Consider the following 26,832-nt stretch of genomic DNA (forward strand, 5'->3'; position numbering starts at 1 on the left):
CAGTTACAAAAAAGCCCAGTTCAAACTGGGCTTTTTGACTATGAAAATTCATTATGTAACGATTAAAATTTCAACTGACCACTCATATAAAATAAATAGTCATCATCATAGTTATTTTTATCTCGGACCAATGGGTCATTATCTAAACGATACTGTAAGGCAGATTGCAGTGTCACTGTGTACCCTGATGACAATATAAAGTCTTTGCTCGCATTTAAATCCAATCGGGTGAATTCATAACCTTCATCGCTGGTATAAATATTCCAATTATTCACATGATAAATAGCACTTGAAAAACGAATTTGATTATCGAACCGCGTCATCCAAGCAATTGAGCCACTCGTGTCCGCAGACAAACTACTTTCCCTTTCAGCTGGTGAAGTTAGCTCTCCATTAGCATCTTTATTTAATGCAAAATCATCATCAACATCTAAATACGCAAAGCTCATCAATAAGTCGTTTTTAGCATTTACTTTCACTTTAAACTGCCCTTCTACACCAGACTGAATTAACTTTATCGTATTTGTCAAAGATGAAGGGTCATCTAACGTTTCAGATATTAATCCGGTTAAACGATCATAGAAAAACTTAATATCTAATTGGCCTGATATAGAGGGATACAATCCAAAATAACTAATTTCATGACTGTATATTTTTTCACTCTCAAGTAAGCCTGTTGCTTCACCTAAAGGGAAAACAAAATCATCAATTGGCACACCTGACGCTTTAAAATTCTTAAATGTATACGCTGTCTTGCCCTCTTTTTCGTATAAATCCGGTGAACGTATGGCTTCTGAATACACAAAGCGAATCGTATCCACATCAGACATTAGCCAATTGAGTGCAATTCTAGGTGAAAATTCATCGCCATTTAATTCATCTTCTTCATACATCCCACCTATATTAAATAACATGCTTGGCATGGCTCTATATTCAACATTGGTAAAGGCGCTGTTATTTTGGTTTTTTGAATACCCATCATTGTAGGTTACAGAATCAAATTCATCCAAGCGTACTCTGCCACCCATAACCGTTCTTAACGTATCGGTCCAAATAGATGTATGTTGATACTCAATTTCTGATTTTGTCTCTGTAATATTTTTATTTAAATCGCCACAGTTTTGTGTACCGGCAAGACAAGCTTGCCATTCTGTTTTTCGTATAAATTTTTCGCTGTACATTTGAATGTGTGCACTTTGGGTGGACGATATATCTTTAGTAAATTTCGACCATAAAAAGTAATCTTCAGCCTCAATATCTTCAGGGGATAAATAATCAAGAAGATCAATTTCATCTTTTTGTTGATTTGTTCCGGTTTTGTATCCGGCTTGCCACTGCATATTCAATGATGTTGTCAATTGTGTATACGTTCTCAAAGATGTGTAAGTGGCTTCTATACCATCACGATTATCTTCTCCATTATCTAAGGAATCAAAACCACTTTTTTTCTTACTGCCGAAGGTCCATCTATAATCAGTACCGCCTAACTCAGATGAAACATTAACGTAACTATTTTGTACATCTCGAGTACCACCAGTGACTTTTAATGTAATAGCTTTCTCGTCTTGGGGGTATTTAGTTAATATATTGATAATACCAAGGTAAGCGTTTGCACCATAAGCAGCTGAATTCGGCCCACGGATTACTTCTATGCGAGCAATATCTTCAACCGCCAGAGGTATATCAACCCAATCTACTCGGGCAAGACCAGGTTTAAATACGCTACGCCCATCTATTAGGACTTGTAAACGTCTATGCTCGGGAAGGTTTGTACCGTGATAAGAAACAGAAGGTGTTTTTTCACCATAATTACTGTGATAGCCCACCAACATGCCTGGAACCAGACGAAAGATTTCTTCGATGTCTTTAAAACCCAATGCAGCGATCGTATCGGCTTCTATAACCGTTACTGAGGCAGGAGTGTCTAATTGAGACTGCCGTAAACGTGCTGCGGTGAGCACTTCAGGCATTTCCATTACCTCTTCAAAAAACATACCATCCATGGCAGCAAAGGTCTCCCCATCTTGCATGTCATTTGCCCAACTTACAGGGGCAATACACATGGCAATCAATGAGGCTTTAACTGCGCGATAAGCCATTTATTTTGTCGTCCCGATGTATTTCATTCAAAAAACTCCTCGCCCCAAGTCAGTGCTTACTCTTAATGGTATGGGCGTGGTTGCAGACAGTATGCCAAAAAAAACCACGTTTGCCCGCCAAAAAACATAAAATTATGGCAATAAACAAATTTAAATAAACAAATTCATTATTTAGATTAGGTGGTTAACTATACTTATCAAATGCTACAACTTGCTAAAAGCAACGAGAACATGCAGGATAGACAATCATATTCTCGAATAATAACTCGGTTTATACTCTCTAAGTGTTTGATCTCTATCATGATTAGCATGATCAAACTTTAGCTGATAGCAACATAGAATCGGATTAAATAATAAACAAATTTAATCTATAAACTGGCAAACATAATAAATATTTCAAATAATCTTGGAGTTGGCTATGAGTCAGCAAGATCGATTTTCTTGGTTAAATGCATTACCTGAAGCCTTTCAAACCTATCGCAACAACCGTAAGGTCGATGAAGTAGAATGCATCATCCCTGATTTAGCGGGTATGTCTCGCGGTAAAGCGATGCCTTTAAGCAAATTCTCTCCTGACCATACTCTATTCCTTCCTATTTCTATTTTTTATCAAACGATTACCGGCGAAGATGTCGAAATGGATATTGAAAACCAATGGGCAGAAGGTGACATGGTATTAAAACCTGATATGTCGACGGCCATGGCGGTACCTTGGGCGAAAGAAGCGACATTACAGATTATCCATGATTTATTCGATCAAAAAGGCGAGCCTGTTCAGTATGCACCACGTAATGTACTTAAACGCGTGATAGAACTCTACAACGCTCAAGGTTGGCAACCCATTGTGGCACCCGAATTAGAATTCTATTTAATTAAACCCAATGTTGATCCAAATGAACCTATTCAGCCGCCGGTTGGACGTACAGGTCGCTCTGGCTCGGGTCGCCAATCTTATTCCATGTCTGCGGTTGATGAATACGGCCCAGTAATTGATACCATTTATGATTATGCAGAAGATGCCGGCCTTAGGATTGATACCGTCATACAAGAAGATGGGGCTGGCCAAGTTGAAATTAACCTATCCCACGCTGACCCATTATTGCTGGCTGACCAAGTGTTTTACTTCAAACGCATTATTCGAGAAGCGGCATTAAACAACGGCATGTTCGCGACATTTATGGCAAAACCCATGCGCGATGAGCCTGGTAGCGCCATGCACATACATCAAAGTGTGCTGGATATTAAAACGGGCAAAAATATTTTTTCTGATGAAAATGGTGAGGCCAGTCAGGCATTTTTCCATTTTATCGGCGGCTCACAAACATACTTAAAACAAGTCATGCCGCTTATGGCACCCAACGTGAATTCTTATAAACGTTTTGAATCGGATACCAACTCCAGTGCGCCGACCAATATGGCATGGGGCTATGATAATCGCGCAACCGGTTTGCGTGTGCCGAATTCTAAATCCCAAGACCGCCGTTTAGAAAATAGAATTGTAGGTGTCGACAGCAACCCTTACTTGTCTATTGCTGCGAGCTTAATTTGCGGGTATTTAGGATTAATGAATAAGATTGAACCCAATGAACCTGCGGCCGGTGAAATTGAAGATGATGTCGATACCCTACCTAAAACACTCGATGAAGCATTGGCTATTTTTACACAAGCCCATGACGTACATAAAGTATTAGGTGATGATTTTTGCAAGGTCTTTGCTGAAGTCAAGCTCGAAGAGCTACGCCAGTATCATCGTGAAATCAGCCCATGGGAGCGTGAGCACTTATTACTGAATGTATAAACGATTAAGTATCTGCAAAAAAACAAGAAAACCCGCAATTTTCATTGCGGGTTTTTTATTGTGCAGTTATTGGCTATTTTTTGTTAAACCTATAGAAATATAAGTCATAAACAATCGAAAAAATTCAAATAAATGTATTTTTAAAATAACGAAAATGGATAACGTATAAATTAATATTCTATCTATAAAAGAAAAACTTAAAAAAATGATTAATTGTGGCTATGACCATGCAACTTATTCATAATCTCTAAGGATGTTTTAGCCGAAAATGAAGATTGCACCGTGCCTTTATAGCAGTTCACCGCCCATGGGTAAGCATCCGTTATATAGTAACCGTATTGCCCGTTTACCGTCATACCATTGCAAGCATCTAAATCACCTAAGTTTGCGGAGTACATCCAGTCACCACGAAATTGCCCATCATAATTATTACTTTGCACAACACCTTGCCCTGCAACAGGTGTTGCATAAGGTGAAACCGATGTGCGCACACCCGCTTTTAGTGCATAACTTGAGGTTACTTTTCGAATGGAACCGCCATCGCTAATACACATACCAAAAACAGGAAAGCCATCCGCAGCAAAACCAATCACAGGTGATGAATCTGTTTGGGTACCGCAATTTTGTGTAAACATAGCAACAGGGTTACCGTGGTAATGATACGTACCATCCGGCTGTACATGAGCGTTATGCGAATCTGTGCCAAAATTATTTAAACTGGACATTGGATCATAACGCCATGGATTATCAATTTGGTTTTGCCCACAGCCAATTTTCTCTTCACCTAATGTCTCATTACCGACGCCATAACAAGCAGCCGGTAAAATATCGAGCACCACACCATTTAAGAAAATAGCGTTTGTTGTGCCTAACGATAATTCAGTTGCACTCGTGGCCATCGTCGCAGCAGAGGGAATCGAATAGCTTTTACTGACTTCAGCTGCATTAGTGGCAAAATTGGCACTTGCATCATTAAAGTCGTGATTTGGAATATCATTTGATGTGATCGTACATGTATCACCAGAAAGGCTAATTTTAAGATCTCCCATGAATCCAATGCCCCGCTTCACATCGGTAACATTCGATTCATATGTGCCGACATACTCACTGCAACTGCCTGCATTTTTAGTAAAGATAACATCGGTTATATCCTGTGCTGAAGAAGATCCCACGGCGCTATCTTTATCATCACTGCCGCAAGCAGCTAGACCTATTATCATAACAGCCAGTAATAAACATTGGTTCTGTCTTATCATGTTTTATACCCTCAAGTTTCATTTGAGGGTAGATAGCAAACACCAAACTTACAATGCGTAGGGCACTATGCAACTAAATGGACTATCTAACAGCATAGATACAACAAAGACCCATATACTTTGATTTTTATTAATGAATCGATAAAATTTCATCAATTGGTTTTCGGGCTTTTTGCGCCCAGTTTTGTTCAATACCACGGCCAACCGTAATCAGCATGACGGGGATATCATCGTCAGATAATGAAAAAATCTCACTGACTTTTTCGCTATCAAATCCCCCCATTGCACCACTATCGAAACCAAAACTTTTGGCCGCAAACATTAATGTCATTGCCGCTAACGAAGCAGACCGAATCGCTTCGTCACGCTGATGCATTGGGTTCTCGTCATGGCTTCCGGTAGCGGCCTTAACCCAAGAGTCTGCGATCGAAGATGGCATAATATTTTTATCAACCGATAACTGTAAAGTGGACGCCAATTTTTTATGCGCATTAAGCTGGCCACAAACAATAAACGTAACAGACGCTTGCGCCACTTGCGGCTGACCGTATGAGGCTTCTTGAAGGCTCAGCTTTGATTGTTTACTTTTAACTGCAACAAAACGCCAATTTTGTAAGTTATAAGCCGATGGCGATAAAGACGCTAAGCGCACAATTTCTGCTATCGTGCTGTCATCGATTTCAACACCTTCTTCATATTTACCAACAGACGTGCGTTGCTCTATTATTTCGCGAATTGTATTTTGCACTTTCTTTCTCCTAAATAGCGGCTTTAAGTTGTGTCAGTTCTTGACGTTGATGTGTATTCTGGCTCCACTGAACCATTAATATACTTACTATTACTACGACTAAACCCACCATGGCCCAGCCTTCAATTCGTTGATCCAAAAACACCCAACCTAAAACAATGGCGGATATAGGACTCAGTAACCCTAACGATGAAACCGCTGCGGGTGGCAATTGGCGTACGCCTTTAAACCACAAAAGATAGGTCAATAAAGTGCCAACAATGGCTAAATAAGCATAAGCAGATACTTGTAAACCCGTAAGAGGAGGCAATACAGGATCAACAAACCATGCCAACGGCACAAGCATCAACCCACCTAAGGCTAACTGCCAACCGGTAAAAGCGATCAAGGGTATCGACGGCGATTGGTCATGCCAGTGACGTGAAAAATACGTACCCAAGCCCATGCTAAATGCACCTAAAAATGCAGCCAATACACCTAACTCATCCCAGACTAAGCCGTGCTCTAACATTGAGGCAATCATCAACATCACCATGCCCATTACCGCACTGACACCGGCCAACAAACTCAGCTTAGGCGGTGATTTTTTCAACATTAGCCAACTAAGACCCAAAACAATAAGAGGCTGTATCGCACCGATAACCGCGGCTAGCCCGCCAGGTAATCGATAAGCGGCAATAAATAGCAGTGCCTGAAAACAACCAATATTAAGCGCTGAAAGCACAATCAATTTTAGCCATTGAGATTTTAAAGGTAGATAACGGCTAAGCAATATCAGCACAATACCGACGGGGAGACACCTGATCACCGCTGCGGTAAATGGCGCGCCGTCAGGTAACAATTCGCTGGTGATAATATAGGTTGAACCCCAAATAATGGGAGCCAACGCCGTTAAAGCAATCCAAGCTAAGGTTTTCATCGTTTTACCTCGACAAATAGCGTTAAAACATTTATCTTCAATTCAAGATATATTTATTCTGGCATGGAGTTATCTTGAATTCAAGATAAATTATTTATGAGTAAAAAAGAATTAGATGGGGTCGATGCCATATTGGCTCAATGGCGCGTTGAAAAACCTGAACTAGAACTTTCAGCCATGGGCATCATTGGCCGCTTAAAACGCTGTGAAGCATTAATGCAACCACAGTTAGGAAAGGTATTTACGCAGCACGATCTAAGCTTTTGGGAATTTGATGTACTTGCAACATTGTTACGTTCAGGCACGCCATATTGCCTAGCACCTACTGAGTTATTTGCCGCGCTGATGGTGACATCTGGCACCATGACACATCGCATGAATCAGCTTGAAAAAAAAGGACTTGTTGAACGGCTTGTAAATAAGAACGATGCGCGGGGCAAGCTTGTAAAACTATCTGCTAAAGGGTTTAAAATTATCAATAAAGCAGTAGATGAACATGTTGAAAACGAAACCAACATCTTATCTTCTTTAAATAATAAACAGCAAAAACAACTTGATGACAGCCTAAAAGAATTATTACTGTTACTTGAGGGGATGAGTTAATAATTTTTTGACGCGTTTATGACAAGTTGCGCCTGTCATAAACTCGTCTTTCTATTGCAATATAATCAAGGTTAACTTTCGTAGCACATTGCATTCTACACTGAAAAAGTGGACGTAGATTCACGCAACTCGAAAGGACCCCGATATGACGATTAAGCTAGATAGACGCAAGTTTCTTGGCATTACCGCTGCCAGTTTTGCAACGCCTTATATTCTGAGCGCAAAACCCGTGCAAGCCGGCACATTCAACTTTGACCCATCCAATACCGGTAATACACTGCCGGATAATAGCCGTATAAATAATGATGCCGCGCGCATGGTCTTTGATATGTCAGTATCATCAGGTGACCCTACGCCATCCGGTGTCATGCTTTGGACACGTATCAACCCTACCCATTATGACCCTACTGAAACGCTTACGTTTCAAGTAAGCAAAGACCCAAGCTGCAACCTCATCATGCTAGAAGGCGTTATTAATCCAAGCGATATATCCGCAGATAAAGATTACACGGTTAAAATTGATTTGGATGGCCAGCTCGATGCAAACCAAGTTTATTATTACCGTTTTTATTATAAAGGTATCAGCTCTCGTATTGGCCGCTGTAAAACCCTTGCACAAGAAAACGTTTCATTGGAGACATTAAAAATTGCCGTACTAACCTGCCAAGATTATACAAATGGCTACTATGGTGCACTGAACTATGTGGCCAATGACGCCAGTATCGATTTTGTTGTTCACCTTGGTGACTTTATTTACGAAACCGCCGCAGACCCTCGCTTTCAAAGCCTTCCTTTTAGTGATCGCACCATTATTTTACCCAGCAATGGTTCTGCGGCCCTCGACTTACAAGACTATCGTCATCTTTATAAAACGTATCGAAGTGATCTTAATTTACAACTGGCCATGGAAGTACATACATGGATCATCACCACAGACGATCACGAAACAGCAAACGATGCCTACTGGGATTATGAGCGCGATACACTCGGCGCACCGGATCATCCATTCACCACAGAAGAAGGCAGTGATGCACAAGCTCTCAAGCAATTGAAACTTGATAGCCAAAAAGCATGGGTTGAATACACTCCCACACGTGTCAGCATAAATGAAGATGCCACGCATCCTCATGACTACACTCGCATATATCGCAGCTTTAAGTTTGGTGATTTATTTGAATTATTCATGCTCGACACTCGTACATATCGATCTGCTCACCCATGTGGTGAAAATGATTTTTTCTCTCGCTATTTACCCATTGGTTGCAAAGGCATGTATGACAGCAGTCAAATCATGATGGGAGAAACACAATTTAATTGGCTTAAAAATGGTTTAAAACAAAGCCAAGCCAAGTGGACAGTACTCGGTAATCAGACCTATTTAGGTCGCATGACAGCATCCTTATTGGGCCATCCACTTGCGTATATCAATGTTGATGCGTGGGATGGCTACATAAAAGAAAGAGACCGCTTAATGGAAGCCGTCAAAGACGCCAACCTAGAAAACTTTGTAGTACTAACGGGAGACTTACATTCCTATATCAGTTCGTATGTGAAATACGACTATGGTCATTTAACGAATTTTTGGTGGCCCAATATTGCAGGCACAGAGTTCATGACCCCGTCTATTTCATCGGCAAACTTATTTGAGTTGATTTCCAAACAAATAAAAGGAAAAAATAATGCCAATGAAATCTTACAATCCATCAGTGAAGCTGCCATTCGACTAAACAACCCTCATGTTAAGTATTTCAATTCCACACAAAACGGATACAGCACCGTTGAGTTTAACCGTGAATATTGTGAATGGACGGCCTACAGTGTTGATAAAAACATCAACAATGAAACCGCTACTCGGTCTATCGTCAAACAACAACGAAAAGAAAGTGGCTGGGCATGGCTTGAAGACGTGAATTAAACGCTAAAAAAATGAGATGCAGTGTTCATAAGCTGCATCTCATTTAAAAAACAAAAAAATACAACATAAAAAATTTAAACCAATGGAATCAGTATTATAATGCCCAGCCCACCAAGAGATGCTTGATGGAATGAGAGTACGCCATGATGAAAGTCCACAATACTACGCACCAATGACAAACCTAAGCCAGCGCCTTTACCCACATTATGATGCTCTCTATAAAACCGATCTGTTAAGCGTTCAATATTATTATCAGCAACACCTATTCCACTATCCTCAACATACAGTTTTAAATAGGTCTCGTGCTGAGAAATATGGATCTTAATTCTCCCTTTTATAGGTGCATATTGTCTTGCGTTATCCAATAAGTTTCTAAGTAAAATTTCCAGTAAAAACTCACTACCATGAATCTTTATTGTTTGATCAATCGGCAAACAGGATAATTCTAGCTCTTGTTCTTTATCCATAATGGCAACTGCCATTTGGGCCATGATTTCTTGGCAAAAAGGATAAAAAGTAATTTTTTGTTTGGGAATAATTTCTGGCGATACTTTTGACAACGTGAGTAGCTGCTCAAGTAATCGCGACACTCTAGCGACACCCACTTCCAATTCTTTTAATGCCTGATCTCGATCGCTGTCATTAGTTGCGGCCATGGCATTCTGCGCATGCAGCATAACGACCGACAAAGGGGTCCGAAGCTCATGCGCGGCATCGGCCGTTAAACGTTGCTCACGACGAATAGCATCATCTAAACGAGAAAATAATCCATTAAGCGCAAGCATGACAGGTTTCATTTCTTTAGGGGTATGTTCTAATTGAATGGAGGTTAAATTTTTAGGCGCTCTTTTTTTTATATTAGCAGTCAGTTGTTTGAGCGGTTTAAGTGCTGAACGAATTACCAATGTGAGCAACAACAATGCAATAGGAAGCAACGCTAAACTGGGCCATAAGGTTTGCTTGGCTATGTCATGGGCGAGTTCATTACGAATGGATGCACTTTCTGCCACATACAGCCAGAAATCCCAATCTTCATCATACAAACTAAATACACGCCATGTTTCACCCTTGATTTCAATATTTGAATAGCCCAATTTTTTATCTGCAAATCTTAAATCGGGTGCACTACCAGAAATAACTAATAATTGTCCTTCTTGACTATAAATTTGGTAAGCGACTTTTTTTTGATAAAAAAGTGCATTTTTAGACGGTAACGAAAACTCATCAAAACCATGATATACAATGGGTAAAGATTCGCCAGACTGATCAATGGTAGAAATACTCTCCCCTAATAAGTTCATCAATATAAACGAGCTATGTGCAAGCTGAGCGTCGAATAACTCTTCTATTTCGTGTACGGATTGCTTTTGGCTTAATATGTATACAGCTGAAATATAAAGAATAGTGAACGATAATATTCCCACCATCAAAAAACGATTAATAGATGAGGTAATATGACGCTTCAAGAATGACATCATATTTTAGGCACCATGTAGCCAACACCCCGTACTGTCTTGATAAGTTCTTGGTACAGCTTTTTTCTTAAATTATGAATATGTACCTCAAGTGCATTGCTTTCAATATCATCATCCCAACTATAAAGCGATTGCTCCAGTGACACACGAGACATGACTTTGCCTTCGTTTTGCAATAACACTTCTAATAAATTGAATTCTCGGCGAGACAAGCTAACCGTACTATCACAATAATTCACACTGCGTGACGCTTGATCTAGAGTAATGGATTGGTAATTTATAATGTTACTGGCGCGCCCTGCACTGCGTCGTAATAATGCACGAATTCGCGCGTGCAGTTCATTTACATCAAACGGTTTGGTTAGGTAATCATCCGCACCTAAATCTAAACCTTTGATTTTATCGTCTATACCATCTCGCGCCGTTAAAATAAGAACAGGGCTTTTACTTTTTTTACGATAACGTTGCAAAAAGCCAAAACCGTCTATATCAGGCAATCCTAAATCAAGGATTACTAAATCATAATGCTCTTGTTCAACCGCATTTAATGCATATTTAACGTGATCAAAATGATCGAGGGTATATTTATCTGCTTGTAAGCTCTGCTTTAAACCTGACGCAAGCTGCACATCGTCTTCAACTAATAATATACGCATAGTGTACTTATCGTGTCCTGTGTGCAGTGATTTTCCTGTTGATTGGAATTTTTTAAGCTGTCTCATAAAAAAGCGGCACAGCCGCTTTGTTATGTATGATCAAAATCGAATATTGTATTGCAAAATAAGTGCATCAACATCAGACGGACTTTCATCACCCGATTGTTGATACATTTCCAACCTCACACTGTTCCCATAGCCACCCGCCATAAATCCCACCTTGGCACCTATTGTAGTTGCGGTCATATCACCTAACCGATAATCTGCGGTGATGTATTCAAGGTTAGACGCTTGCTCGGCAGTGCTTATGCTGTAGCGATAAAAATCCGCTTCGCTTTGTTGATAATAACGAACATGGGGCTCGATATACCAGCTGTCACTCATATTGAATCGGTAATGGGTATCAATGGTATGAGATACTACTTCCCAATCATCCCACATGTAGCGATAAGAAATATCAGCTACATCACCACCGATATACCGTTTCACTTTTGCAAATAAACTTTGTTTGCTGCGACTATCAGGGCGATTCTCATAAATATACGTACCATTAAGACCGTTCGCTGCATTTAAGCTGCCATCCGAATTTAGTACCGATACTATTTTATAAGGGTCTGTGTGATAACCACTGCTTTGCGAGTAGCCGTAATTCAATTGCACTAGGGTGTAACGATCGATCACTTGTGTCACGCCAAATAGTACTTCACTCATGGTACGGGTATCAGATTCTTCATCACGTACCTGTGCATTGGTATTCACTTGCATTTCACTTAACGCAACAGGAATACCGCCTTCTGGCGTAATATCGTCGTATTCAAAACTAACGCCAACACTCAAGGTTGTATTGCGCTGATTAATATCTTGAAGATACGTCGCACTCGCACTCATTGATGTGAAATCATGCTCAGCTGAAACGTTACCGCCATAAATCATTTTATTGAAACGAGCAATAGGCTGCTCATAATTAACACTTAAGCTGCCGCGCGAATCTCGAAAGGTATCATCTAACGGTACATCCCCTGCTGATGTTTCGTAACTGCCTTTACCACTGGGACGAGTAAAGGTCTGTACTTGGTCACTTTCAGCAGCGCCATTATGTGATGCGCCTGTTAACGCGTCATAAATGAATTTAAAACCTAAGACGCTATCGTCTTCAAAGGTTTTCTTTAATGAAATAGCTGGCTCAAACGCACTCACTCGATCCGTTTCGTTATAAATTAATACGGCAACATCTGTCTGCCAATCATCCACTGTTTGCGCTTGCGTGGTAGCACCTAACAAACAACCCGCAGCAGCTGTGAGTGAATGACGGATATTTTTATTTATAAATGATGGATTTGATTTCATATTTACCTCAAATAAAGTTGGAATGTGATAGGCCTGTATTAATTACAACCACAGCCACCACCACCAAAACTTTTACCGCCACTGCTGGCTTCTTTACTAAAGTAAATGTGATCATCGAATCCACTGTCCATGGGAGCATTATCTAACGCCATATCTTCACGCGCTAAAATATCTCGCTCCCAAGGCTTAACCCCCAGGGAACTGCACCCTGCCATGGTTAATGTACTTAATAGTAATAATGAGGTAATAACGTTCATAAACCCTCCAAATTCAGGTTTTTACTTCTTTAGCTCTTTTAAAAGCGATTCAATGCTTTTTTCATATGCATCGATATTGCTTTGTTTGAACCCAACATGACGATGGCGAACTTTACCTTTACCATCAATCACGAATGAGCTCGGCATACCGACTAATTTGTATTTTTCTGCTAGCTTGCCATCAGGATCAGAGAACACTCTGAAGTTTGCTGGCACATCTTTTAAAAACTGTTTTGCTTGATCAAGCTCGGTATCAAGGTTAACGCCAATGACAACCAAACCTTGTTTTTTATATTTTGTTTCTATCTCATTTAACCAAGGGAATGATTTACGACAAGGCCCGCACCAAGATGCCCAAAAATCTAAATACACAACCTTGTTTTTATATTGTGCTAGATCAAATTTGCTAATCCACTGCTCAGAGTGACTCGGCATGCTCGCAAATAACAGGGCAATCAGTAATAGCTTGTTAAGCGAAGTGATAATGGTTTTCATGTAATACACCGTATATTTATGGTTTAAGTATGGCTTTGGAATCTTAAGGATTCCTTAACAATTTAAGAATTATGATGCCTGTATTCGATAAAAAGGGCTTTTTATGAATCAGGCGTTAAAGGTAGTCAGTCTATGGCTTAGCTTAGTATTAATCAGTGCTCTAAGTCACGCAGAAGAAACAGAATTTTTACCTGTAGATCAAGCATTTAGCTATGAGCATGAATTTATCAATGGTCAGTTAACCATTAAGTTTGATATTGCGGATCATTACTATTTGTATCTCTCTAGAATCTCAATCAAACAAGAAGATAAATCCTTATCATTTACCACCAAGCAAACAGCGATTGAAAAGGAAGATGAATACTTTGGTCAAGTACACATATTCAAGCATGAGCTTGAACTTTATACCCAAACAACATCAATAAAGCCTATTAGCTTATCTTACCAAGGTTGTGCAGAGGCTGGATTATGCTACCCACCTCAAATCAAAAAAATTAGCTTAACGCCACCAGAGCAACCAAACAGCAATACTGCTGATATAAATAGCGCCGATGTGTCTTCAATTACAGCCTTACTGCAGTCTGGCAGTATTATTTGGCAGATGCTTATTTTCTTTGCACTAGGTGTCGGATTGGCCTTCACTCCGTGCGTGTTTCCAATGATACCGATTCTTTCTAGTATTATTGTCGGCCAAGGGGCCAGCTTAACAACCCGCAAAGCCTTCATTATGTCACTAACCTACGTTGTGGCTATGGCCGTCGCCTATGCCACAGCGGGTGTACTGGTTGGGTATTTTGGCGCGAAAGCCAATATTCAACTGTACCTGCAAAGCCCTTGGGTGCTCGGCAGTTTCGCTGCTGTATTCGTATTATTATCCCTGTCTATGTTTGGTTTTTACGAACTGCAACTGCCAAGAGCACTTCAAGACACGTTAAATAACTGGAACCAAAAACAGCAAGGTGGCCAACTCGTAAGCGTTGCCATAATGGGCGTCTTATCAGCACTGGTGGTTAGCCCTTGTGTCAGCGCGCCTTTAGCGGGGACATTGGTGTATATCTCTACCACTGGCGATGCATTATTAGGTGGCGCAGCCTTGCTAGCATTGGGTTTAGGTATGGGCCTACCGCTTTTATTAATTGGTACTGGTGGCAGTCGTTTTTTACCAAAAGCGGGTGTTTGGATGAACGCCGTGAAAAGTGTATTTGGGGTGGCGTTATTGGGCGTCGCTGTTTGGTTACTTGAACGTATTATTCCCGCCAATATCACAATGATGCTTTGGGCCAGCTTACTCATTGGCAGTGGTGTATTTTTAGGGGCTTTCGAGCAAGGCACACAAAACTGGGGGAGGCTATTTAAAGCGATGGGGTTGTTGCTTTCATTTTACGGTGCATTATTAATTGTTGGTGGGGCGTCGGGTAATCATAATCCATTGCAACCGTTAGCGGGTATTGGGCAAGCTTCATCAACGGCATCAGCCATAACACCCACGCAAACCGATCATACAACCGCTAAGCGAATCACAACCCGTGATGAATTTAAGCAATGGCTAGATCAAGCACAACACAATCAACAAATAGCCATATTAGATTTTTATGCTGACTGGTGCATTGCCTGCAAAATAATGGATGCTGAAATATTCAACCAACTTGATGTAAAACAAAAAATGGATAACGTGGTTTTTATTCAACTTGATATGACAGATAACACAGATGAGCAATTATCACTATTAAATGAATTTGGGTTATTTGGCCCACCTGCTGTGTTATTTTTTAGTGATAATTCAGAATTAAAAAATTTACGCATGGTAGGTGAAATCGATAAACAGACGTTTATGCAGCATTTGCAAAAAGCACATAATGAATAAACGTAAAATATCATATGAAGCGAGAGATTTTCATCTCGTTTTACCTGTTGTGTGAGAATGAGCTTCCCATTTTCAAAATCTAAAAAGTATTTGAGCAAATAAAAAACTAGACAGTTTAGGTCAAAATTATTTGAACCCGTTCAAACTTTAAACAAATCGTCGTTTTTTACCATACCAACTAATACTAAAGCAGTAAGCCTTTTCAGCCAGAATCCCTTATGTTGCCAAACATCACGCGTACATGACGTTAGGATGACTGAAATGGACCAAATAAAAGAAAAACAAATGCAGATCCAAGTTAACCAGACTCTTAAGAATATCACCTGGAGGGAATCTGGTATTCCAACTCTGACACAACAGGCCTCAACATCGAAACCTAAAAAAGTCATCGTAACTGAAGACTACCCTCAAGATTTTATTTTAGATTTTGATGATGTCGTAACGAAGGAAAATGGGCACAAGCTGAACTGTACATGCAAGAAGTGTCTTAAAATACCGAGATCAGATGAAGTCAAAGCCATTTCATCTATTGAGACTGAACCCTATATTCAGCCACTAAGTAAAAAGCGTTACTAAACAAACCCCAAAAACGGTAAGACGCTTAAGGCTAGGATTCCCACAACACCCAGTACATACAATACAAACGTAACGGGTTCCGCAGCGAACGTTGATATTAGAGTGCGCGATTCGCCCTGTTGTTGTGCTTTCTCATAATCGGCTTGCATTTTCATCTGCCGATTTTGCATATACTCATTCAGTAGTTCATGAGCTTTTGTTAGTTGCGACGCATCGTTCAACCAAATAGCCGCCATGCCAACCCCCCAAAAGCCTGACGTGGTTTCATAATAAACCAGATCATGAGCGTTCAGTAAATCGCATACCTCTTGATATTCGTCTTCAGGTACGTTTTTAAGCCGTAATAATAAAGCGCCCATAATTCTCTAATTTGTCTTATTAACTTTTTTTGTATTTTGCAATTAAGCTATTGATAAGCGCTTGAATAGCCAGTGCCACTGCGCCTAACAATAGTGCCAACAAAATGGGAATCACACCTTGCAACGCCGCCAACGTACCGTTGGTAAATAATTCACCAAACATGACGATATAAGCAGGGGCTAATGCATCAAGGCCATCTAAGGTATGATAGGCTGGCGTAAACAACACCACTGCACTGACCATACGCAAATAATTTTTTACATCTTGGTTGCGCCAGTACTTGGTAAACTTAACCACGACATAGTACATACCCACCGCAGCAAGCAAATACGTTACCCAAGCCCACAGATAAGTCTCAATATAGGCCATCGTTACTCCATCCATATTATATGATCTTCCCACTCTTCTTCCGGCACTTTATCATCCGGAATGCCTTTACGGCGCATAGACTGATTACGCTTATGAATTAATCCTTTATCACCGCTGCGCAAATGATGCCACTTTGGTAGCGGTTTGCCTTCACTGATTAATCGATACGAACAGCTTGATGGCAACCAATGAAATTCTTTAACGTCTTCTGGCTTTAACCAAACACAGTTGGGTACCAGTTCTTGGCGACGCTTATATTCTGTACAATTACAAGTTTCACGATCTAGATAACGGCATACAATTTCGGTGTAATGCACTTCGCCTGTGTCTTCATCTTCTAATTTATGCAAACAGCACTTTGCACAACCATCGCACAAGCTTTCCCACTCATCCTTACTCATATCTTGTAAGGTTTTTGTTTGCCAAAAGGGTAATTCTTTTTTGGCCATGGCGATGTACCTTTAGGTTTATATTTTAGCTGCAAGTGCAGACACTACGGCTAGGCATCGCTAACCAAAATAATGGTGGAGCATGCCCACCCTACTCATTGCGACACTAACTGGCTCTAGTATTAAAAAGTAGGCGCAATATACGATATCTCATTCGATAAAAAAGACCGAATGAGTCACACCCATTACGTCTAAATAATATCGGTATACTTTGCTGACGTATCTTTATGCAGGTCCAGCATATAGTCATCACGCACTGGCGGCATTTGTAAGTAAAAACCTTTGGTTAGGATTTCACTTAATACTTTTTTCGCGTCAGCACGACCTAACTTTTTGTCTTCATTTAATGGTAAACCCATTACTTCTTTTGGTGCGCCAAACATTTTCAATAACTCTTCTGGTACACGTTTTAGGCCTTCAAGACGATCCGTATATAAATACATCTCTTCTTTTTTAGGGCTAGACCAAACGGTTAATAATTTCTTTTTCATAGCAGTTACTCAATTAGGATTACTTCGACAATTGGTTTAAAACATCCAGTAGTGGTTCACCCACTACCCCTTCTCGCCATCCTTGAAGTGCTTGCGGAATATGGAACGGCCCTCTTGGATAGCCTTCGCGCAGCATGGCTTCCAAGTTTTTTTTGCGGGCTAATAATTCAGGTGGTACATCTAATTGCTCAGCAATTTTGTCCACTTGGCGACGCATTTTTTTAAACCATTCACCGGCATTTTGTGACAATGGTCGATCCATACGGGTTGGCCATTCGTCTTGCGGCGTCTCTTTGCAGCGCTGAATGAGATCAATAATTTGTTCGCCTTCTTTACGCACGGTTGCTTGGCGTATGCCTTTTATAGACGATAGTTGCTTTACTGCTTGTGGCAAGCGCATGGCTAGCTCCATCAGCAGTGCATCATTAATCAAATGGCCACGAGGAATATTCACTTCTTTGCAGCGGGCTTCACGCCACTCGACCAATTGGCTTAAAACATTGAGTTGATGGCCTTTCAGCATCCAAGCTTTTTTGACGCGTTCATACGAATAACCCGCTTGCTGAGTCTGTCGCCAGTCTTGTAACACTTGCTGGCAATCATCACGCAACCATTGCAGGCGGCCTTGCTCTTTTAAGCGGGCTTCTAGCATGTCGGTCATGGGTAACAAATATTCGACATCATCCGCAGCGTAGTGCAATTGGTTTTCACTTAATGGACGCTGTAGCCAATCACTGCGTGTTTCGCCTTTTTCTAACTCAACATCTAACAAGATTTTGACCAGCTTTTGATAACCCATGATGCCGCCTAAACTGGCCATAGAAGCCGCCAGCTGAGTGTCGAACATGGGCTCAGGTAACACTCCTAGATTATGAAAAAAAGCATCAAAATCTTCACTGGGGCTATGCAAAACTTTCACGACATTTTCGCACGTAAAAACATCGCACAACGGCTGCCATTCACTAATCGCCAGCGGGTCAATAAGGTATGTATCACGCCCGTCGTTAATCTGAATCAACGCAAGTTTGGGATAAAAAGTATCCACTCGCATGAATTCGCTATCAAGCGCAATACGCGTTGTGGTTAGCCAATACTGAGCTGCTTCCGCTAAGGCTTGGTTGTCTTGAATGTAAATCATAATGGCCTTAATGGTTGCAACGAATGCCGCAAAAAATGGAGTTAATAAACGCTTTTACGGCCAGCAAGCGCATGGGCTATTGTACCGCCATCCACGTACTCTAATTCGCCGCCTAATGGAACACCGTGAGCAATGCGGCTTACCTCAATATTTTTACCGGCAAACATTTGCTGGATATATTGAGCGGTGGCTTCGCCTTCAACGGTGGGATTGGTAGCTAAGATAATTTCTTGCACGCTTTTTTCGAACACCCAGCTTTTGAGTTTATCTAAACCCAACGCATCTGGGCCGATCCCTTCAATTGGGCTTAATCGACCAAACAGAACAAAATAGCGACCTTTAAAACCGGTTTGCTCAATGGCCAGCACTTCGGCTGGGGTTTCGACGACGCACAACTGATCATCGTTGCGCTTTACGTCATCACACACTGGGCAAAACTCAGTTTCGGTAAGGTTACGGCACTGCTGACAATGCCCCACTTTCTCGAGGGCTTCGCTAAGTGTTGCCACTAAGCTCGCCGCGCCGGCTTTGTCTTTCTCAAGTAAATACAATGCCAGACGTTGGGCCGATTTTGGCCCCACACCCGGTAAGATAGTGAGAGACTGTACCAATTCATTTATCAGTGGGCTAAGAGATGCCATAACCTGCTCTATTCCTTAAAAAGGAAGCTTCATACCCGGTGGCAAACCCATGCCATCGGTCATTGAACCCATTTTTTCTGAGCTCGCCGCTTCAATTTTACGTACTGCATCATTTACAGCAGCCGCTAATAGGTCTTCGATGATTTCTTTATCTTCTTCCATCAAGCTGTCATCTAAAGACACGCTTTTCACGTCATGACGACCCGTCATCACGATTTTCACAAGGCCAGCACCTGACTCACCTGTGGTTTCTGCATTAGCCAGCTCTTCTTGAACTTTCTGCATACGTTCTTGCATTTTTTGGGCTTGCTTCATCAAGTTGCCCATGCCGCCTTTCATCATGTGAATTCCTCAATGATTTATTGGTTGATAATTGCCCGCAGAGTTAGTCAACGGGTGTAATGGTGTCCATTATAACCTGCGCATTGAACGCTTGTCGCAGGGCTTGTACTTTCGGGTCTTGCTCTATACTGACAACGGCTTGCTCTAAACGCTCTTGTTGCAGGCGCTGCGCACGTTGAGCCGGTGTTTCAAACTGAACCGGGCCTTCAAAAACGTGTACTTGATACGCTTGATTTAAGGTCTCATTTAACACCTGCGCGAAGCGTTTTTGGTGAGCGTCACCAAACAACCGCATGTGCCCAGCATCACTATGGAAAACGAGCTGGCCGCCATCCGTCTGCATTAAGCAGGTATTCGCGACTAAGTTGCGCAGCATACCTTCTAGCGGCAATGCGTTAAAAATAAGTGGCCAGCTGCTGCTGTTAAGTGGCATGACCTTAAGGTCAGCCAATTCTTGCTCTGCCTGTGCCTGTTTGGCTGCGGCTTTAGCTTGCTGCGCTTGCACCTCGGCAGAATCAATTTCAATCGGGGCAACCGCTTCAACCACTTTATGCATCGGTTGGGATGGAGCTTGCGCCACTGGCATGGTTTGCACTGGTGGTTCAATCACATCATGCCGTGGTTGCTCAATCTGTGGCGTGCTTTGCGTTTGAATAGGCTCACTGATTTCAGACGGTGTCGTAACCGCTGGCATTTCTTGCGGTGCCCCAAAGGCAGGTTCAGTAAGAGGTTGCGTATTTGGCTCAATATGAGGTTCGTTCGTCGTATCCCAAGGCACATCGACTTCATCCGCAGCAGGAGCGCTAACGCTCGCGGGTACTGGTGTTTGGATGACGTCCGCTTTTGGTACAACCAACTCTTCATCAGGTTGAGCGATAAAATCGTTATTTGACGGTATATCGGCGGTATCACCTGATTGAGATGCTGTGCCTGCCATAGCCGAAGCGGGTACTGGGGCTGGTTCAGAAAAACTAGGCGTTTGAGAAACAGGCGCTTGCATCGCAGGCACACTGGTTTCGCTAGGTGAATCTTGCGCCGTGTTAATTATCTGGCGCTTGAGATGCGCCAGATCAGGCTTTTTTACCTGGGGCACTCCCGGAGGGCTTTGCGCTTCGGCTTGCTGACCGACTGGGGCAAAATTAATCATCCGCAGTAGGGTCATCTCCATGCCGGACCTTGGCTCAGGTGCCAACGGTAAATCGCGTTTGCCCGTTAATGCCACTTGGTACATAAGCTGTATCATGGCGGGGCTCATGGCCTGTGCCAACGCAAGTACTTGTTCTTTATCGCCTTGGCTATTATCAACCGCATCCGGCACCGCTTGCGCAATGGCAATACGGTGAATCAAGTGAATAAGGTCTGCCAGCAGATTATTAAAGTCCACCGCGTGCTCGGCCATCTGTGCAACTAATTGCAACGCTTGCGATGCATCGGCTTCGGCTAATGCAATAGCAAGCTGAAACACGCGGCCACGGTCCACTGTGCCCAGCATGCTGGCCACATCAAGTTCTTTAATATGGCCTTGGCCAAAGCTAATCGCTTGGTCAGTTAAGCTTAGTGCATCTCGCATACTGCCTTCGGCCGCTCGACCTAAAAGCCATAACCCGGGTTCTTCAGCCGGAATATTTTCTTGGCCAAGTATGTTCTTCAAATACCCTACGATGCGCTCTGGGGTCATATTCTTAAGGCTAAATTGCAAACAACGGCTCAAAATGGTGGCCGGCAATTTTTGCGGATCGGTGGTCGCTAACAAGAATTTTACGTGTTCTGGGGGTTCTTCCAGTGTTTTTAACAACGCGTTAAAACTGGAATTCGACAACATGTGCACCTCATCGATAAGGTACACTTTAAAACGCCCGCGAGTCGGTGCGTACTGGACGTTATCAAGAATTTCGCGAGTGTCTTCAACCTTGGTACGCGAGGCCGCATCCACTTCAATTAAGTCAACAAAGCGACCTTGGCTGATTTCTTGGCAGCTGTCGCATTCACCACATGGTTCAGACGTAATGCCTTGCTCACAGTTTAAGCACTTGGCCAAAATACGCGCGATAGTGGTTTTACCCACGCCACGAGTACCTGTAAACAAATACGCATGATGCAGGCGCTGATTATCAAGGGCGTTGATAAGGGCGCGCATGACATGCTCTTGCCCTACCATGTCCTTGAAAAATTGTGGACGCCATTTACGCGCCAGTACCTGATAACTCATGAAATATTTCTCAGCCTTGCTTGGCCTAACAGCCTGATTTACAGGGAAAATTATAGGCACAGATGATATCTGACCTAGCCTGACAATGCTAGGTGAGCACGCGCACGGTTAGCGCCATTTAAAGTGATTTATCTTAACGCTATTTCAGATAAGATAGGCCAAAACCACATTAACCGAACAAGGATACCCCATGGCTGGTGCCAGTTTACTTACGTTATTAGATGATATTGCCACCGTACTAGACGACGTCGCGGTCATGAGCAAAGTGGCGGCCAAGAAGACCGCCGGGGTATTAGGGGATGACCTTGCCTTGAACGCACAGCAAGTAAGTGGCATTCGTGCTGAGCGTGAATTACCTGTGGTGTGGGAAGTTGCTAAAGGCTCGTTCATAAATAAGCTTATTTTAGTGCCCATCGCCATTGCAATCAGTGCGATTTTGCCTTGGCTTATACAGCCATTGCTAATGATTGGCGGTGCCTATTTGTGTTTTGAAGGCGCAGAGAAAATCATTCACAGCCTACTTCATCGCCGCACTAAACAAGATGATCAAACCCATCAAGCTGAGCTAGCCGTCATTGCCGACCCTAAGCAAGATTTAGTGGCGTTTGAACAAGGCAAAATCAAAGGGGCCATCAGAACCGATTTCATATTATCCGCCGAGATCATTGTGATCGCATTGGGTACGGTGGCCGCCGCTACCCTGACCAATCAAATTTTGGTGGTCAGCACCATTGCCATCGCCATGACGGTAGGCGTGTATGGCTTGGTTGCCTTTATCGTTAAATTAGATGATATGGGTTTGTACTTAGCCGATAAACATGAAGAAAATTTATTGGGCAAGTTAGGCTCTGGGCTATTATGGTTTGCGCCACAGCTTATGAAAACATTATCGGTTGTGGGCACCGCCGCCATGTTTTTAGTGGGTGGCAGTATTTTGGTTCATGGCTTGCCATTTTTGCACCACATGACAGATAGCATTAGTGTTTGGGCACAAAGCTTAGGGGCTATGTCTGCATTGAGTATTACCCTATTGCCAATATTGTTTGATTTGGTGGTGGGCTTAGTGTTGGGTAGCTTAGTTGTATTGATGATGAATGTGTTTAGCAGCATTAAAGCAAAACTGTCTAGCAACTGATTTGCTATATTAAACATAAAAAATACAGGGTGACGTGTTAGCCGTCCTGTATTTTATTCAAACTTTATTTCAACCCTGTATACATCTGCACCAGTAACTCGCATGTTCCAACCAAGATATTTGACGCCCTGCTCGATAATAAACAAACCCATACCAACTGAATCGTTAGAGTCTGTGTTTTCATCTAATGCACCATTACTAATAACAAACTGACTGGCTGTCAGTTTTATTTCAATTGGGGCATCCCCATGAATCACCGCGTTTTTAATAAGATTTACAAATACCAGCTGAACGGCGAAGACTGATGACGCTTGTGTAACCGGGTGGGCAGGCAGTAATAAATTAAATCGATTAGTCACGTCATATTGCTGCCCCAGATCCTCAACACATTCTTCAATCACTGCATTTAAGTTCACATTGGTTTTATCTTGTTGCTCATGCTTACCCCAAAGGCTCAGTAAATTATTTGCTAATGATTGCATTTTTAAATTAGCATTAAAGATAGTGGTCAGTTTTTTATCTAGTTGAACATTTTTGTCGCGCTGCAACTGTTTTTTTAATACTTCAACCGCCGCCTGAATAATCGCCATCGGTGTTCTGAGTTCATGACTCAAGCTTTGAATGAAATATCGCTCATGGGTATTTCTTTCATTCAGTTTGTCCATTGAGGCTTTTAACGCATCTGCAACAGCGTTAACCTCTGAAAATTCTGAGGCGGCTTTAATCGGGTGTAATGCCTTTGAGTGATTTGAAACGTCACTTAAATACTGCATGGCACTGGCAATGCGTTGATAGATTAAAATGGCGCCTACCATCATTAGGAGTAAAACAAGACTAACCAGCATCAAAACCACTGTTTCTAGCTGTATGCCAGGGATATCTTCATCTGCGGTAAATGTATGAAATACATATAAACGCTTTCCTTGATAAGGTTCACTCAAACCATGGTAGACAACATTATTGGCTTGCCAAATATAATATGGGTAATAACGCGGGTTGTTAATCGACGTTTTAAATTCATTGGGCAAGGTTTCTTTACCCAAATAAAAATGCCGAAATTGATTGGACTCTGGTAATGGTTTTTTTTGAGTTAACCACTCTTTTGCATAAGCCACATCTGCTTTTAAGTAGGCGTCTGTTGCATCATCTAAGCCTAATTCGTACAAAGAAAATACCAAAAAAATAATCGGTATCGATACAGTCATACCCAGCAGTAACAAACGGGAGCGTAAATAATAGCGTAATGACATCATTGGCTAATCAACCTTAAGCCCACACCACGGATCGTTTCAATTTGTATTAAGTTGGAATCAAATTGATTGATATCCAATGTATTTCGTAGCACTTTTCGTAACCGAGATACCAGCATTTTAAGTGCATCTTCAGAACCTGAATCATCCGCCCATAAGTGATTCATTATTTTAGCTTTACTTAGCGTCGCATTATTCATTGCCAATAAACACAGTAACCGCCATTCATCGGGTGTTAATGATACACTTACATTGTGTATAGACGCTTGTTTATCCGCGACATTTAATTGCAACGCACCTTTGATGATAAGACTACTGCGCTTGCCTCGCTGGTTAAGCGCTTGCAATCGCATGACCAGCTCTTGCATTGCAAACGGCTTAACTAAATAATCATCAACTCCGACTGTAAACCCTGCAGATTTATCATCGATACTGGATCTTGCGGTGAGCATAATGGTGGGGGTGTTAATGCCCTGCTTTCTATATTGACGACAAACATCAAAACCATTCATGTCGGGCAGATTGACATCCAACAAAATGACGTCATATTCATTGTCTGTAATAAATGTCAGCGCGGCTGAACCTTTCACTGCGTGATCGCACACAATCCCCTCGCTTTCTAGGTATTCTATGGTCAGTGCCGCAAATTCAATTTCGTCTTCAACTAATAAAACAAACATGTCTTCCCAAAAAATAAGCTTAATTAGAACGCTCTAATCAAGCTTACTTGTGTTTAGTTATTTATTATTTTTGAAACACAACCTCACCTTCTAACACCGTTTTGAGCACTTGGGTTTCAGCTATTTCAAGCGTATTGATTTCAAAAATATTTTGGTCAAGCACTACAAAGTCTGCCGCTTTCCCCGCCTCTAATGACCCTGTAATGGCTTCTTGCCCCATAACGTAGGCACCATTGATTGTGTAGGCCTGAATAACCGATTTTAAGTTAGGTAAACTTTGTTCGCCACGGTTTAATGCGTTTTGCATACCCACAAACGGTGACAAACTGCTCACATCCCAGTCGCTGCTCAATGTCACATTGGCACCTGTGTTATAGATATCTCTTACTGGTAATTGCTTATAAGCCCGATGACCAATAATAGGCTCCATTTCATGAAAATTTTCTGGGTGGGTAAACTCGCCCGCTAATTGAAAGTCGGCCGTCACATTTAACTGTTTAAAACGCGGTTTATCTGCATTATTCACCATCTCTACATGGGTTAAACGATGTCGCCCTGTTTGACCGGTTGTTTTTTGCGCCGCCTCTACCGCATTTAAAGATTCACGCACACCACGATCACCAATAGCATGAATGTGGGCATCAAAACCGACTTTAGACAGCTCTGTCACATAATGTGTTAAACGTGCCTCATCAAAGTAATTTAAACCTAGCGGGCCCACTTCATCATAGTAATCCTTATATGGCTCAAGCAAGGCCGACGTCGCATTGTGCGTAATGCCATCAGAATAAAATTTAATTTGATTCACTTTTAACAATGAATCCTCATTATTTTGATACATGGATTTTAACGTGGCCAACTGCTGAGCATCATCTAAATTTGGATACGCCCACAAACTCAGCACACTGCGTGCCGTTAATGTGCTTTCTTTATCTGCCCGTTGCCATGCTTTTAAATAGCCACGCTGCCAGTAAATGCGTGCATCGACAATCGAGGTAATACCCTGTCGATTAACTTCTTCAAGCCCGGCCAACAACGCTTCATAATTACGTGTAAGACGTTGCGGCGTTTCTTTCATGGCCATATCAAATGCTAAGTCACCTGCGCCATCTAATAACACGCCATTTGAATACTGATTTTCATTTAATAAAACCGCACCGCCATTAATGGTTTGCTCTGTTATTTTGCCTTCTAGCTTTAGCTGCGTTAACGCCGCTGAGTTCACCCACATACTGTGACTGGTTTCTTCCATAATGGCGATGGGTCGATCAGAGGATATTGCATCTAACAGCTTACGAGGTTCTGTCGTGCTTTCTAACAAGGTTAAAATAGAATAACCCCAACCCAGTAACCATTCGTCCTTTGGGTTTTGCCTTTCACATTGTTTTATTTCAGCCACCCACTGCGCTACCGAGTCAGCACTATCAACAATGCATTTCACTTCTTCGCTAGACGCTTCCATTGGATGCAAATGAACATCGTGCAAGCCAGGTAGAACCAAATTACCTTGTAGGTTATGCACCTTAGTATTGGCATTTACCCATTTTTTGGCGTCTGCCTCAGTGCCCACATACACCAAGTAACCATCTTCAATGACCATGGCGTCAGCCCACGGTTGCTTATCATTAACCGTGTATATTTCACCGTTCATCCACAGTTGTCGGCTCGGGTCTTTCGATCCTGCTTCGGCATCCACACAGCCAGGCAACAAGCTGACCACTAAAGAGCACGCTAATAGTTGTTGTTTCATAATCACCTCC

The 26,832-nt window shown here is 41.9% G+C and carries 26 protein-coding genes; 6 read left to right on the top strand and 20 right to left on the bottom strand.

The annotated features are described in order from the left end of the window. Positions 1 to 62: 62 nt before the first annotated feature. Positions 63 to 2,099: a TonB-dependent receptor plug domain-containing protein gene (locus ACU6U9_RS11760; RefSeq protein WP_446735239.1), complete on the bottom strand. Its 2,037-nt coding sequence runs from the start codon at positions 2,097 to 2,099 to the stop codon at positions 63 to 65. Between the two features lie 418 nt (positions 2,100 to 2,517). On the opposite strand from ACU6U9_RS11760, the gene ACU6U9_RS11765 reads away from it, so the two are divergent. After that, positions 2,518 to 3,897, top strand: coding sequence for a glutamine synthetase family protein (locus ACU6U9_RS11765; RefSeq protein WP_446735240.1), 1,380 nt, complete (start codon positions 2,518 to 2,520; stop codon positions 3,895 to 3,897). 209 nt (positions 3,898 to 4,106) lie between these two features. Here ACU6U9_RS11765 and ACU6U9_RS11770 read toward each other — a convergent pair whose 3' ends face one another. The 3 genes from ACU6U9_RS11770 to ACU6U9_RS11780 all read right to left on the bottom strand — a co-directional run bounded on the left by ACU6U9_RS11770 (position 4,107) and on the right by ACU6U9_RS11780 (position 6,820). Beyond that, the gene (locus tag ACU6U9_RS11770) at positions 4,107 to 5,153 is read right to left on the bottom strand and encodes a YHYH protein (RefSeq protein WP_446735241.1); all 1,047 of its coding nucleotides are present in this window, start codon (positions 5,151 to 5,153) and stop codon (positions 4,107 to 4,109) included. A gap of 130 nt (positions 5,154 to 5,283) precedes the next feature. After that, a complete protein-coding gene (locus ACU6U9_RS11775) occupies positions 5,284 to 5,901 on the bottom strand; it encodes a nitroreductase family protein (RefSeq protein WP_446735242.1) in 618 nt (205 codons plus the stop codon). Positions 5,902 to 5,911: 10 nt separating this feature from the next. After that, positions 5,912 to 6,820: an EamA family transporter gene (locus ACU6U9_RS11780; RefSeq protein ID WP_446735243.1), complete on the bottom strand. Its 909-nt coding sequence runs from the start codon at positions 6,818 to 6,820 to the stop codon at positions 5,912 to 5,914. A 96-nt stretch (positions 6,821 to 6,916) separates the two neighbouring features. On the opposite strand from ACU6U9_RS11780, the gene ACU6U9_RS11785 reads away from it, so the two are divergent. After that, positions 6,917 to 7,423 (top strand): MarR family winged helix-turn-helix transcriptional regulator, encoded by a 507-nt coding sequence (locus ACU6U9_RS11785; protein WP_446735244.1) that lies wholly within the window; start codon positions 6,917 to 6,919, stop codon positions 7,421 to 7,423. A 145-nt stretch (positions 7,424 to 7,568) separates the two neighbouring features. Then, positions 7,569 to 9,338, top strand: a complete 1,770-nt coding sequence (locus ACU6U9_RS11790; protein ID WP_446735245.1) for an alkaline phosphatase D family protein — start codon at positions 7,569 to 7,571, stop codon at positions 9,336 to 9,338. A 74-nt stretch (positions 9,339 to 9,412) separates the two neighbouring features. Here the strand turns inward: ACU6U9_RS11790 and ACU6U9_RS11795 are convergent, their stop codons facing one another. The 5 genes from ACU6U9_RS11795 to ACU6U9_RS11815 form a co-directional block, all read right to left on the bottom strand. Further along, positions 9,413 to 10,816: an ATP-binding protein gene (locus tag ACU6U9_RS11795; RefSeq protein ID WP_446735246.1), complete on the bottom strand. Its 1,404-nt coding sequence runs from the start codon at positions 10,814 to 10,816 to the stop codon at positions 9,413 to 9,415. Beyond that, positions 10,813 to 11,469 carry a response regulator gene (locus tag ACU6U9_RS11800; RefSeq protein WP_446735247.1) on the bottom strand — a complete coding sequence of 219 codons (657 nt, stop codon included), beginning with the start codon at positions 11,467 to 11,469 and terminating at the stop codon, positions 10,813 to 10,815. The genes ACU6U9_RS11795 and ACU6U9_RS11800 overlap by 4 nt, the downstream gene beginning before the upstream one ends. A 99-nt stretch (positions 11,470 to 11,568) precedes the next feature. Continuing rightward, on the bottom strand, positions 11,569 to 12,816 hold the full coding sequence (locus tag ACU6U9_RS11805) for a DUF3570 domain-containing protein (protein ID WP_446735248.1): 1,248 nt from the start codon (positions 12,814 to 12,816) through the stop codon (positions 11,569 to 11,571). Positions 12,817 to 12,854: 38 nt separating this feature from the next. Next, positions 12,855 to 13,073 carry a DUF4266 domain-containing protein gene (locus tag ACU6U9_RS11810; RefSeq protein WP_446735249.1) on the bottom strand — a complete coding sequence of 73 codons (219 nt, stop codon included), beginning with the start codon at positions 13,071 to 13,073 and terminating at the stop codon, positions 12,855 to 12,857. A 21-nt stretch (positions 13,074 to 13,094) separates the two neighbouring features. Further along, a complete protein-coding gene (locus ACU6U9_RS11815; protein ID WP_446735250.1) occupies positions 13,095 to 13,568 on the bottom strand; it encodes a TlpA disulfide reductase family protein in 474 nt (157 codons plus the stop codon). Positions 13,569 to 13,671: 103 nt separating this feature from the next. On the opposite strand from ACU6U9_RS11815, the gene dsbD reads away from it, so the two are divergent. Both dsbD and ACU6U9_RS11825 read left to right on the top strand, forming a co-directional pair. Continuing rightward, positions 13,672 to 15,432, top strand: a complete 1,761-nt coding sequence (dsbD, locus tag ACU6U9_RS11820; RefSeq protein WP_446735251.1) for a protein-disulfide reductase DsbD — start codon at positions 13,672 to 13,674, stop codon at positions 15,430 to 15,432. 261 nt (positions 15,433 to 15,693) lie between these two features. After that, positions 15,694 to 16,008: a hypothetical protein gene (locus ACU6U9_RS11825; protein ID WP_446735252.1), complete on the top strand. Its 315-nt coding sequence runs from the start codon at positions 15,694 to 15,696 to the stop codon at positions 16,006 to 16,008. Here the strand turns inward: ACU6U9_RS11825 and ACU6U9_RS11830 are convergent. The 8 genes from ACU6U9_RS11830 to dnaX all read right to left on the bottom strand — a co-directional run bounded on the left by ACU6U9_RS11830 (position 16,005) and on the right by dnaX (position 22,007). Continuing rightward, positions 16,005 to 16,367, bottom strand: coding sequence for a DUF6164 family protein (locus ACU6U9_RS11830; RefSeq protein WP_446735253.1), 363 nt, complete (start codon positions 16,365 to 16,367; stop codon positions 16,005 to 16,007). The two genes, ACU6U9_RS11825 and ACU6U9_RS11830, sit on opposite strands and share 4 nt — an antisense overlap. A 19-nt stretch (positions 16,368 to 16,386) precedes the next feature. After that, a complete protein-coding gene (locus ACU6U9_RS11835) occupies positions 16,387 to 16,737 on the bottom strand; it encodes a hypothetical protein (protein ID WP_446735254.1) in 351 nt (116 codons plus the stop codon). Between the two features lie 2 nt (positions 16,738 to 16,739). Beyond that, the gene (locus ACU6U9_RS11840; protein ID WP_446735255.1) at positions 16,740 to 17,186 is read right to left on the bottom strand and encodes a YcgN family cysteine cluster protein; all 447 of its coding nucleotides are present in this window, start codon (positions 17,184 to 17,186) and stop codon (positions 16,740 to 16,742) included. A 191-nt stretch (positions 17,187 to 17,377) separates the two neighbouring features. Further along, on the bottom strand, positions 17,378 to 17,677 hold the full coding sequence (locus ACU6U9_RS11845) for a YcgL domain-containing protein (protein WP_446735256.1): 300 nt from the start codon (positions 17,675 to 17,677) through the stop codon (positions 17,378 to 17,380). A gap of 19 nt (positions 17,678 to 17,696) precedes the next feature. Further along, complete coding sequence (gene rnd / locus ACU6U9_RS11850) at positions 17,697 to 18,815, bottom strand: ribonuclease D (RefSeq protein WP_446735257.1); 1,119 nt, start codon at positions 18,813 to 18,815, stop codon at positions 17,697 to 17,699. A 41-nt stretch (positions 18,816 to 18,856) separates the two neighbouring features. Then, positions 18,857 to 19,456: a recombination mediator RecR gene (gene recR / locus ACU6U9_RS11855; RefSeq protein ID WP_446735258.1), complete on the bottom strand. Its 600-nt coding sequence runs from the start codon at positions 19,454 to 19,456 to the stop codon at positions 18,857 to 18,859. Positions 19,457 to 19,471: 15 nt separating this feature from the next. Further along, positions 19,472 to 19,798, bottom strand: a complete 327-nt coding sequence (locus tag ACU6U9_RS11860) for a YbaB/EbfC family nucleoid-associated protein (RefSeq protein WP_446735259.1) — start codon at positions 19,796 to 19,798, stop codon at positions 19,472 to 19,474. 43 nt (positions 19,799 to 19,841) lie between these two features. Further along, positions 19,842 to 22,007, bottom strand: coding sequence for a DNA polymerase III subunit gamma/tau (gene dnaX, locus ACU6U9_RS11865; RefSeq protein ID WP_446735260.1), 2,166 nt, complete (start codon positions 22,005 to 22,007; stop codon positions 19,842 to 19,844). Between the two features lie 190 nt (positions 22,008 to 22,197). Here dnaX and ACU6U9_RS11870 point away from each other — a divergent pair, with 190 nt between their 5' ends. Next, the gene (locus ACU6U9_RS11870) at positions 22,198 to 23,142 is read left to right on the top strand and encodes a DUF808 domain-containing protein (protein ID WP_446735261.1); all 945 of its coding nucleotides are present in this window, start codon (positions 22,198 to 22,200) and stop codon (positions 23,140 to 23,142) included. Between the two features lie 53 nt (positions 23,143 to 23,195). Here ACU6U9_RS11870 and ACU6U9_RS11875 read toward each other — a convergent pair whose 3' ends face one another. The 3 genes from ACU6U9_RS11875 to ACU6U9_RS11885 all read right to left on the bottom strand — a co-directional run bounded on the left by ACU6U9_RS11875 (position 23,196) and on the right by ACU6U9_RS11885 (position 26,822). Continuing rightward, entirely contained in the window at positions 23,196 to 24,395 is a 1,200-nt protein-coding gene (locus ACU6U9_RS11875; RefSeq protein ID WP_446735262.1) for a sensor histidine kinase, read from the bottom strand. Next, a complete protein-coding gene (locus ACU6U9_RS11880; protein ID WP_446735263.1) occupies positions 24,392 to 25,072 on the bottom strand; it encodes a response regulator transcription factor in 681 nt (226 codons plus the stop codon). Before ACU6U9_RS11880 ends, ACU6U9_RS11875 begins: the two co-directional genes overlap by 4 nt. 64 nt (positions 25,073 to 25,136) lie before the next feature. Further along, positions 25,137 to 26,822: an amidohydrolase gene (locus tag ACU6U9_RS11885; protein WP_446735264.1), complete on the bottom strand. Its 1,686-nt coding sequence runs from the start codon at positions 26,820 to 26,822 to the stop codon at positions 25,137 to 25,139. Positions 26,823 to 26,832: the final 10 nt, after the last annotated feature.

This window comes from Pseudomonas sp. HK3, assembly GCF_052920985.1.

What these genes read in the sequence shown, in the direction of transcription:
- ACU6U9_RS11760 (WP_446735239.1), bottom strand. Translation starts at nt 2,099, where the DNA reads ATGGCTTATCGCGCAGTTAAAGCCTCATTGATTGCCATGTGTATTGCC.
- ACU6U9_RS11765 (WP_446735240.1), top strand. Translation starts at nt 2,518, where the DNA reads ATGAGTCAGCAAGATCGATTTTCTTGGTTAAATGCATTACCTGAAGCC.
- ACU6U9_RS11770 (WP_446735241.1), bottom strand. Translation starts at nt 5,153, where the DNA reads ATGATAAGACAGAACCAATGTTTATTACTGGCTGTTATGATAATAGGT.
- ACU6U9_RS11780 (WP_446735243.1), bottom strand. Translation starts at nt 6,820, where the DNA reads ATGAAAACCTTAGCTTGGATTGCTTTAACGGCGTTGGCTCCCATTATT.
- ACU6U9_RS11785 (WP_446735244.1), top strand. Translation starts at nt 6,917, where the DNA reads ATGAGTAAAAAAGAATTAGATGGGGTCGATGCCATATTGGCTCAATGG.
- ACU6U9_RS11790 (WP_446735245.1), top strand. Translation starts at nt 7,569, where the DNA reads ATGACGATTAAGCTAGATAGACGCAAGTTTCTTGGCATTACCGCTGCC.
- ACU6U9_RS11795 (WP_446735246.1), bottom strand. Translation starts at nt 10,816, where the DNA reads ATGATGTCATTCTTGAAGCGTCATATTACCTCATCTATTAATCGTTTT.
- ACU6U9_RS11800 (WP_446735247.1), bottom strand. Translation starts at nt 11,469, where the DNA reads ATGCGTATATTATTAGTTGAAGACGATGTGCAGCTTGCGTCAGGTTTA.
- ACU6U9_RS11805 (WP_446735248.1), bottom strand. Translation starts at nt 12,816, where the DNA reads ATGAAATCAAATCCATCATTTATAAATAAAAATATCCGTCATTCACTC.
- ACU6U9_RS11810 (WP_446735249.1), bottom strand. Translation starts at nt 13,073, where the DNA reads ATGAACGTTATTACCTCATTATTACTATTAAGTACATTAACCATGGCA.
- ACU6U9_RS11815 (WP_446735250.1), bottom strand. Translation starts at nt 13,568, where the DNA reads ATGAAAACCATTATCACTTCGCTTAACAAGCTATTACTGATTGCCCTG.
- dsbD (WP_446735251.1), top strand. Translation starts at nt 13,672, where the DNA reads ATGAATCAGGCGTTAAAGGTAGTCAGTCTATGGCTTAGCTTAGTATTA.
- ACU6U9_RS11825 (WP_446735252.1), top strand. Translation starts at nt 15,694, where the DNA reads ATGGACCAAATAAAAGAAAAACAAATGCAGATCCAAGTTAACCAGACT.
- ACU6U9_RS11830 (WP_446735253.1), bottom strand. Translation starts at nt 16,367, where the DNA reads ATGGGCGCTTTATTATTACGGCTTAAAAACGTACCTGAAGACGAATAT.
- ACU6U9_RS11835 (WP_446735254.1), bottom strand. Translation starts at nt 16,737, where the DNA reads ATGGCCTATATTGAGACTTATCTGTGGGCTTGGGTAACGTATTTGCTT.
- ACU6U9_RS11840 (WP_446735255.1), bottom strand. Translation starts at nt 17,186, where the DNA reads ATGGCCAAAAAAGAATTACCCTTTTGGCAAACAAAAACCTTACAAGAT.
- ACU6U9_RS11845 (WP_446735256.1), bottom strand. Translation starts at nt 17,677, where the DNA reads ATGAAAAAGAAATTATTAACCGTTTGGTCTAGCCCTAAAAAAGAAGAG.
- rnd (WP_446735257.1), bottom strand. Translation starts at nt 18,815, where the DNA reads ATGATTTACATTCAAGACAACCAAGCCTTAGCGGAAGCAGCTCAGTAT.
- recR (WP_446735258.1), bottom strand. Translation starts at nt 19,456, where the DNA reads ATGGCATCTCTTAGCCCACTGATAAATGAATTGGTACAGTCTCTCACT.
- ACU6U9_RS11860 (WP_446735259.1), bottom strand. Translation starts at nt 19,798, where the DNA reads ATGATGAAAGGCGGCATGGGCAACTTGATGAAGCAAGCCCAAAAAATG.
- dnaX (WP_446735260.1), bottom strand. Translation starts at nt 22,007, where the DNA reads ATGAGTTATCAGGTACTGGCGCGTAAATGGCGTCCACAATTTTTCAAG.
- ACU6U9_RS11870 (WP_446735261.1), top strand. Translation starts at nt 22,198, where the DNA reads ATGGCTGGTGCCAGTTTACTTACGTTATTAGATGATATTGCCACCGTA.
- ACU6U9_RS11875 (WP_446735262.1), bottom strand. Translation starts at nt 24,395, where the DNA reads ATGATGTCATTACGCTATTATTTACGCTCCCGTTTGTTACTGCTGGGT.
- ACU6U9_RS11880 (WP_446735263.1), bottom strand. Translation starts at nt 25,072, where the DNA reads ATGTTTGTTTTATTAGTTGAAGACGAAATTGAATTTGCGGCACTGACC.
- ACU6U9_RS11885 (WP_446735264.1), bottom strand. Translation starts at nt 26,822, where the DNA reads ATGAAACAACAACTATTAGCGTGCTCTTTAGTGGTCAGCTTGTTGCCT.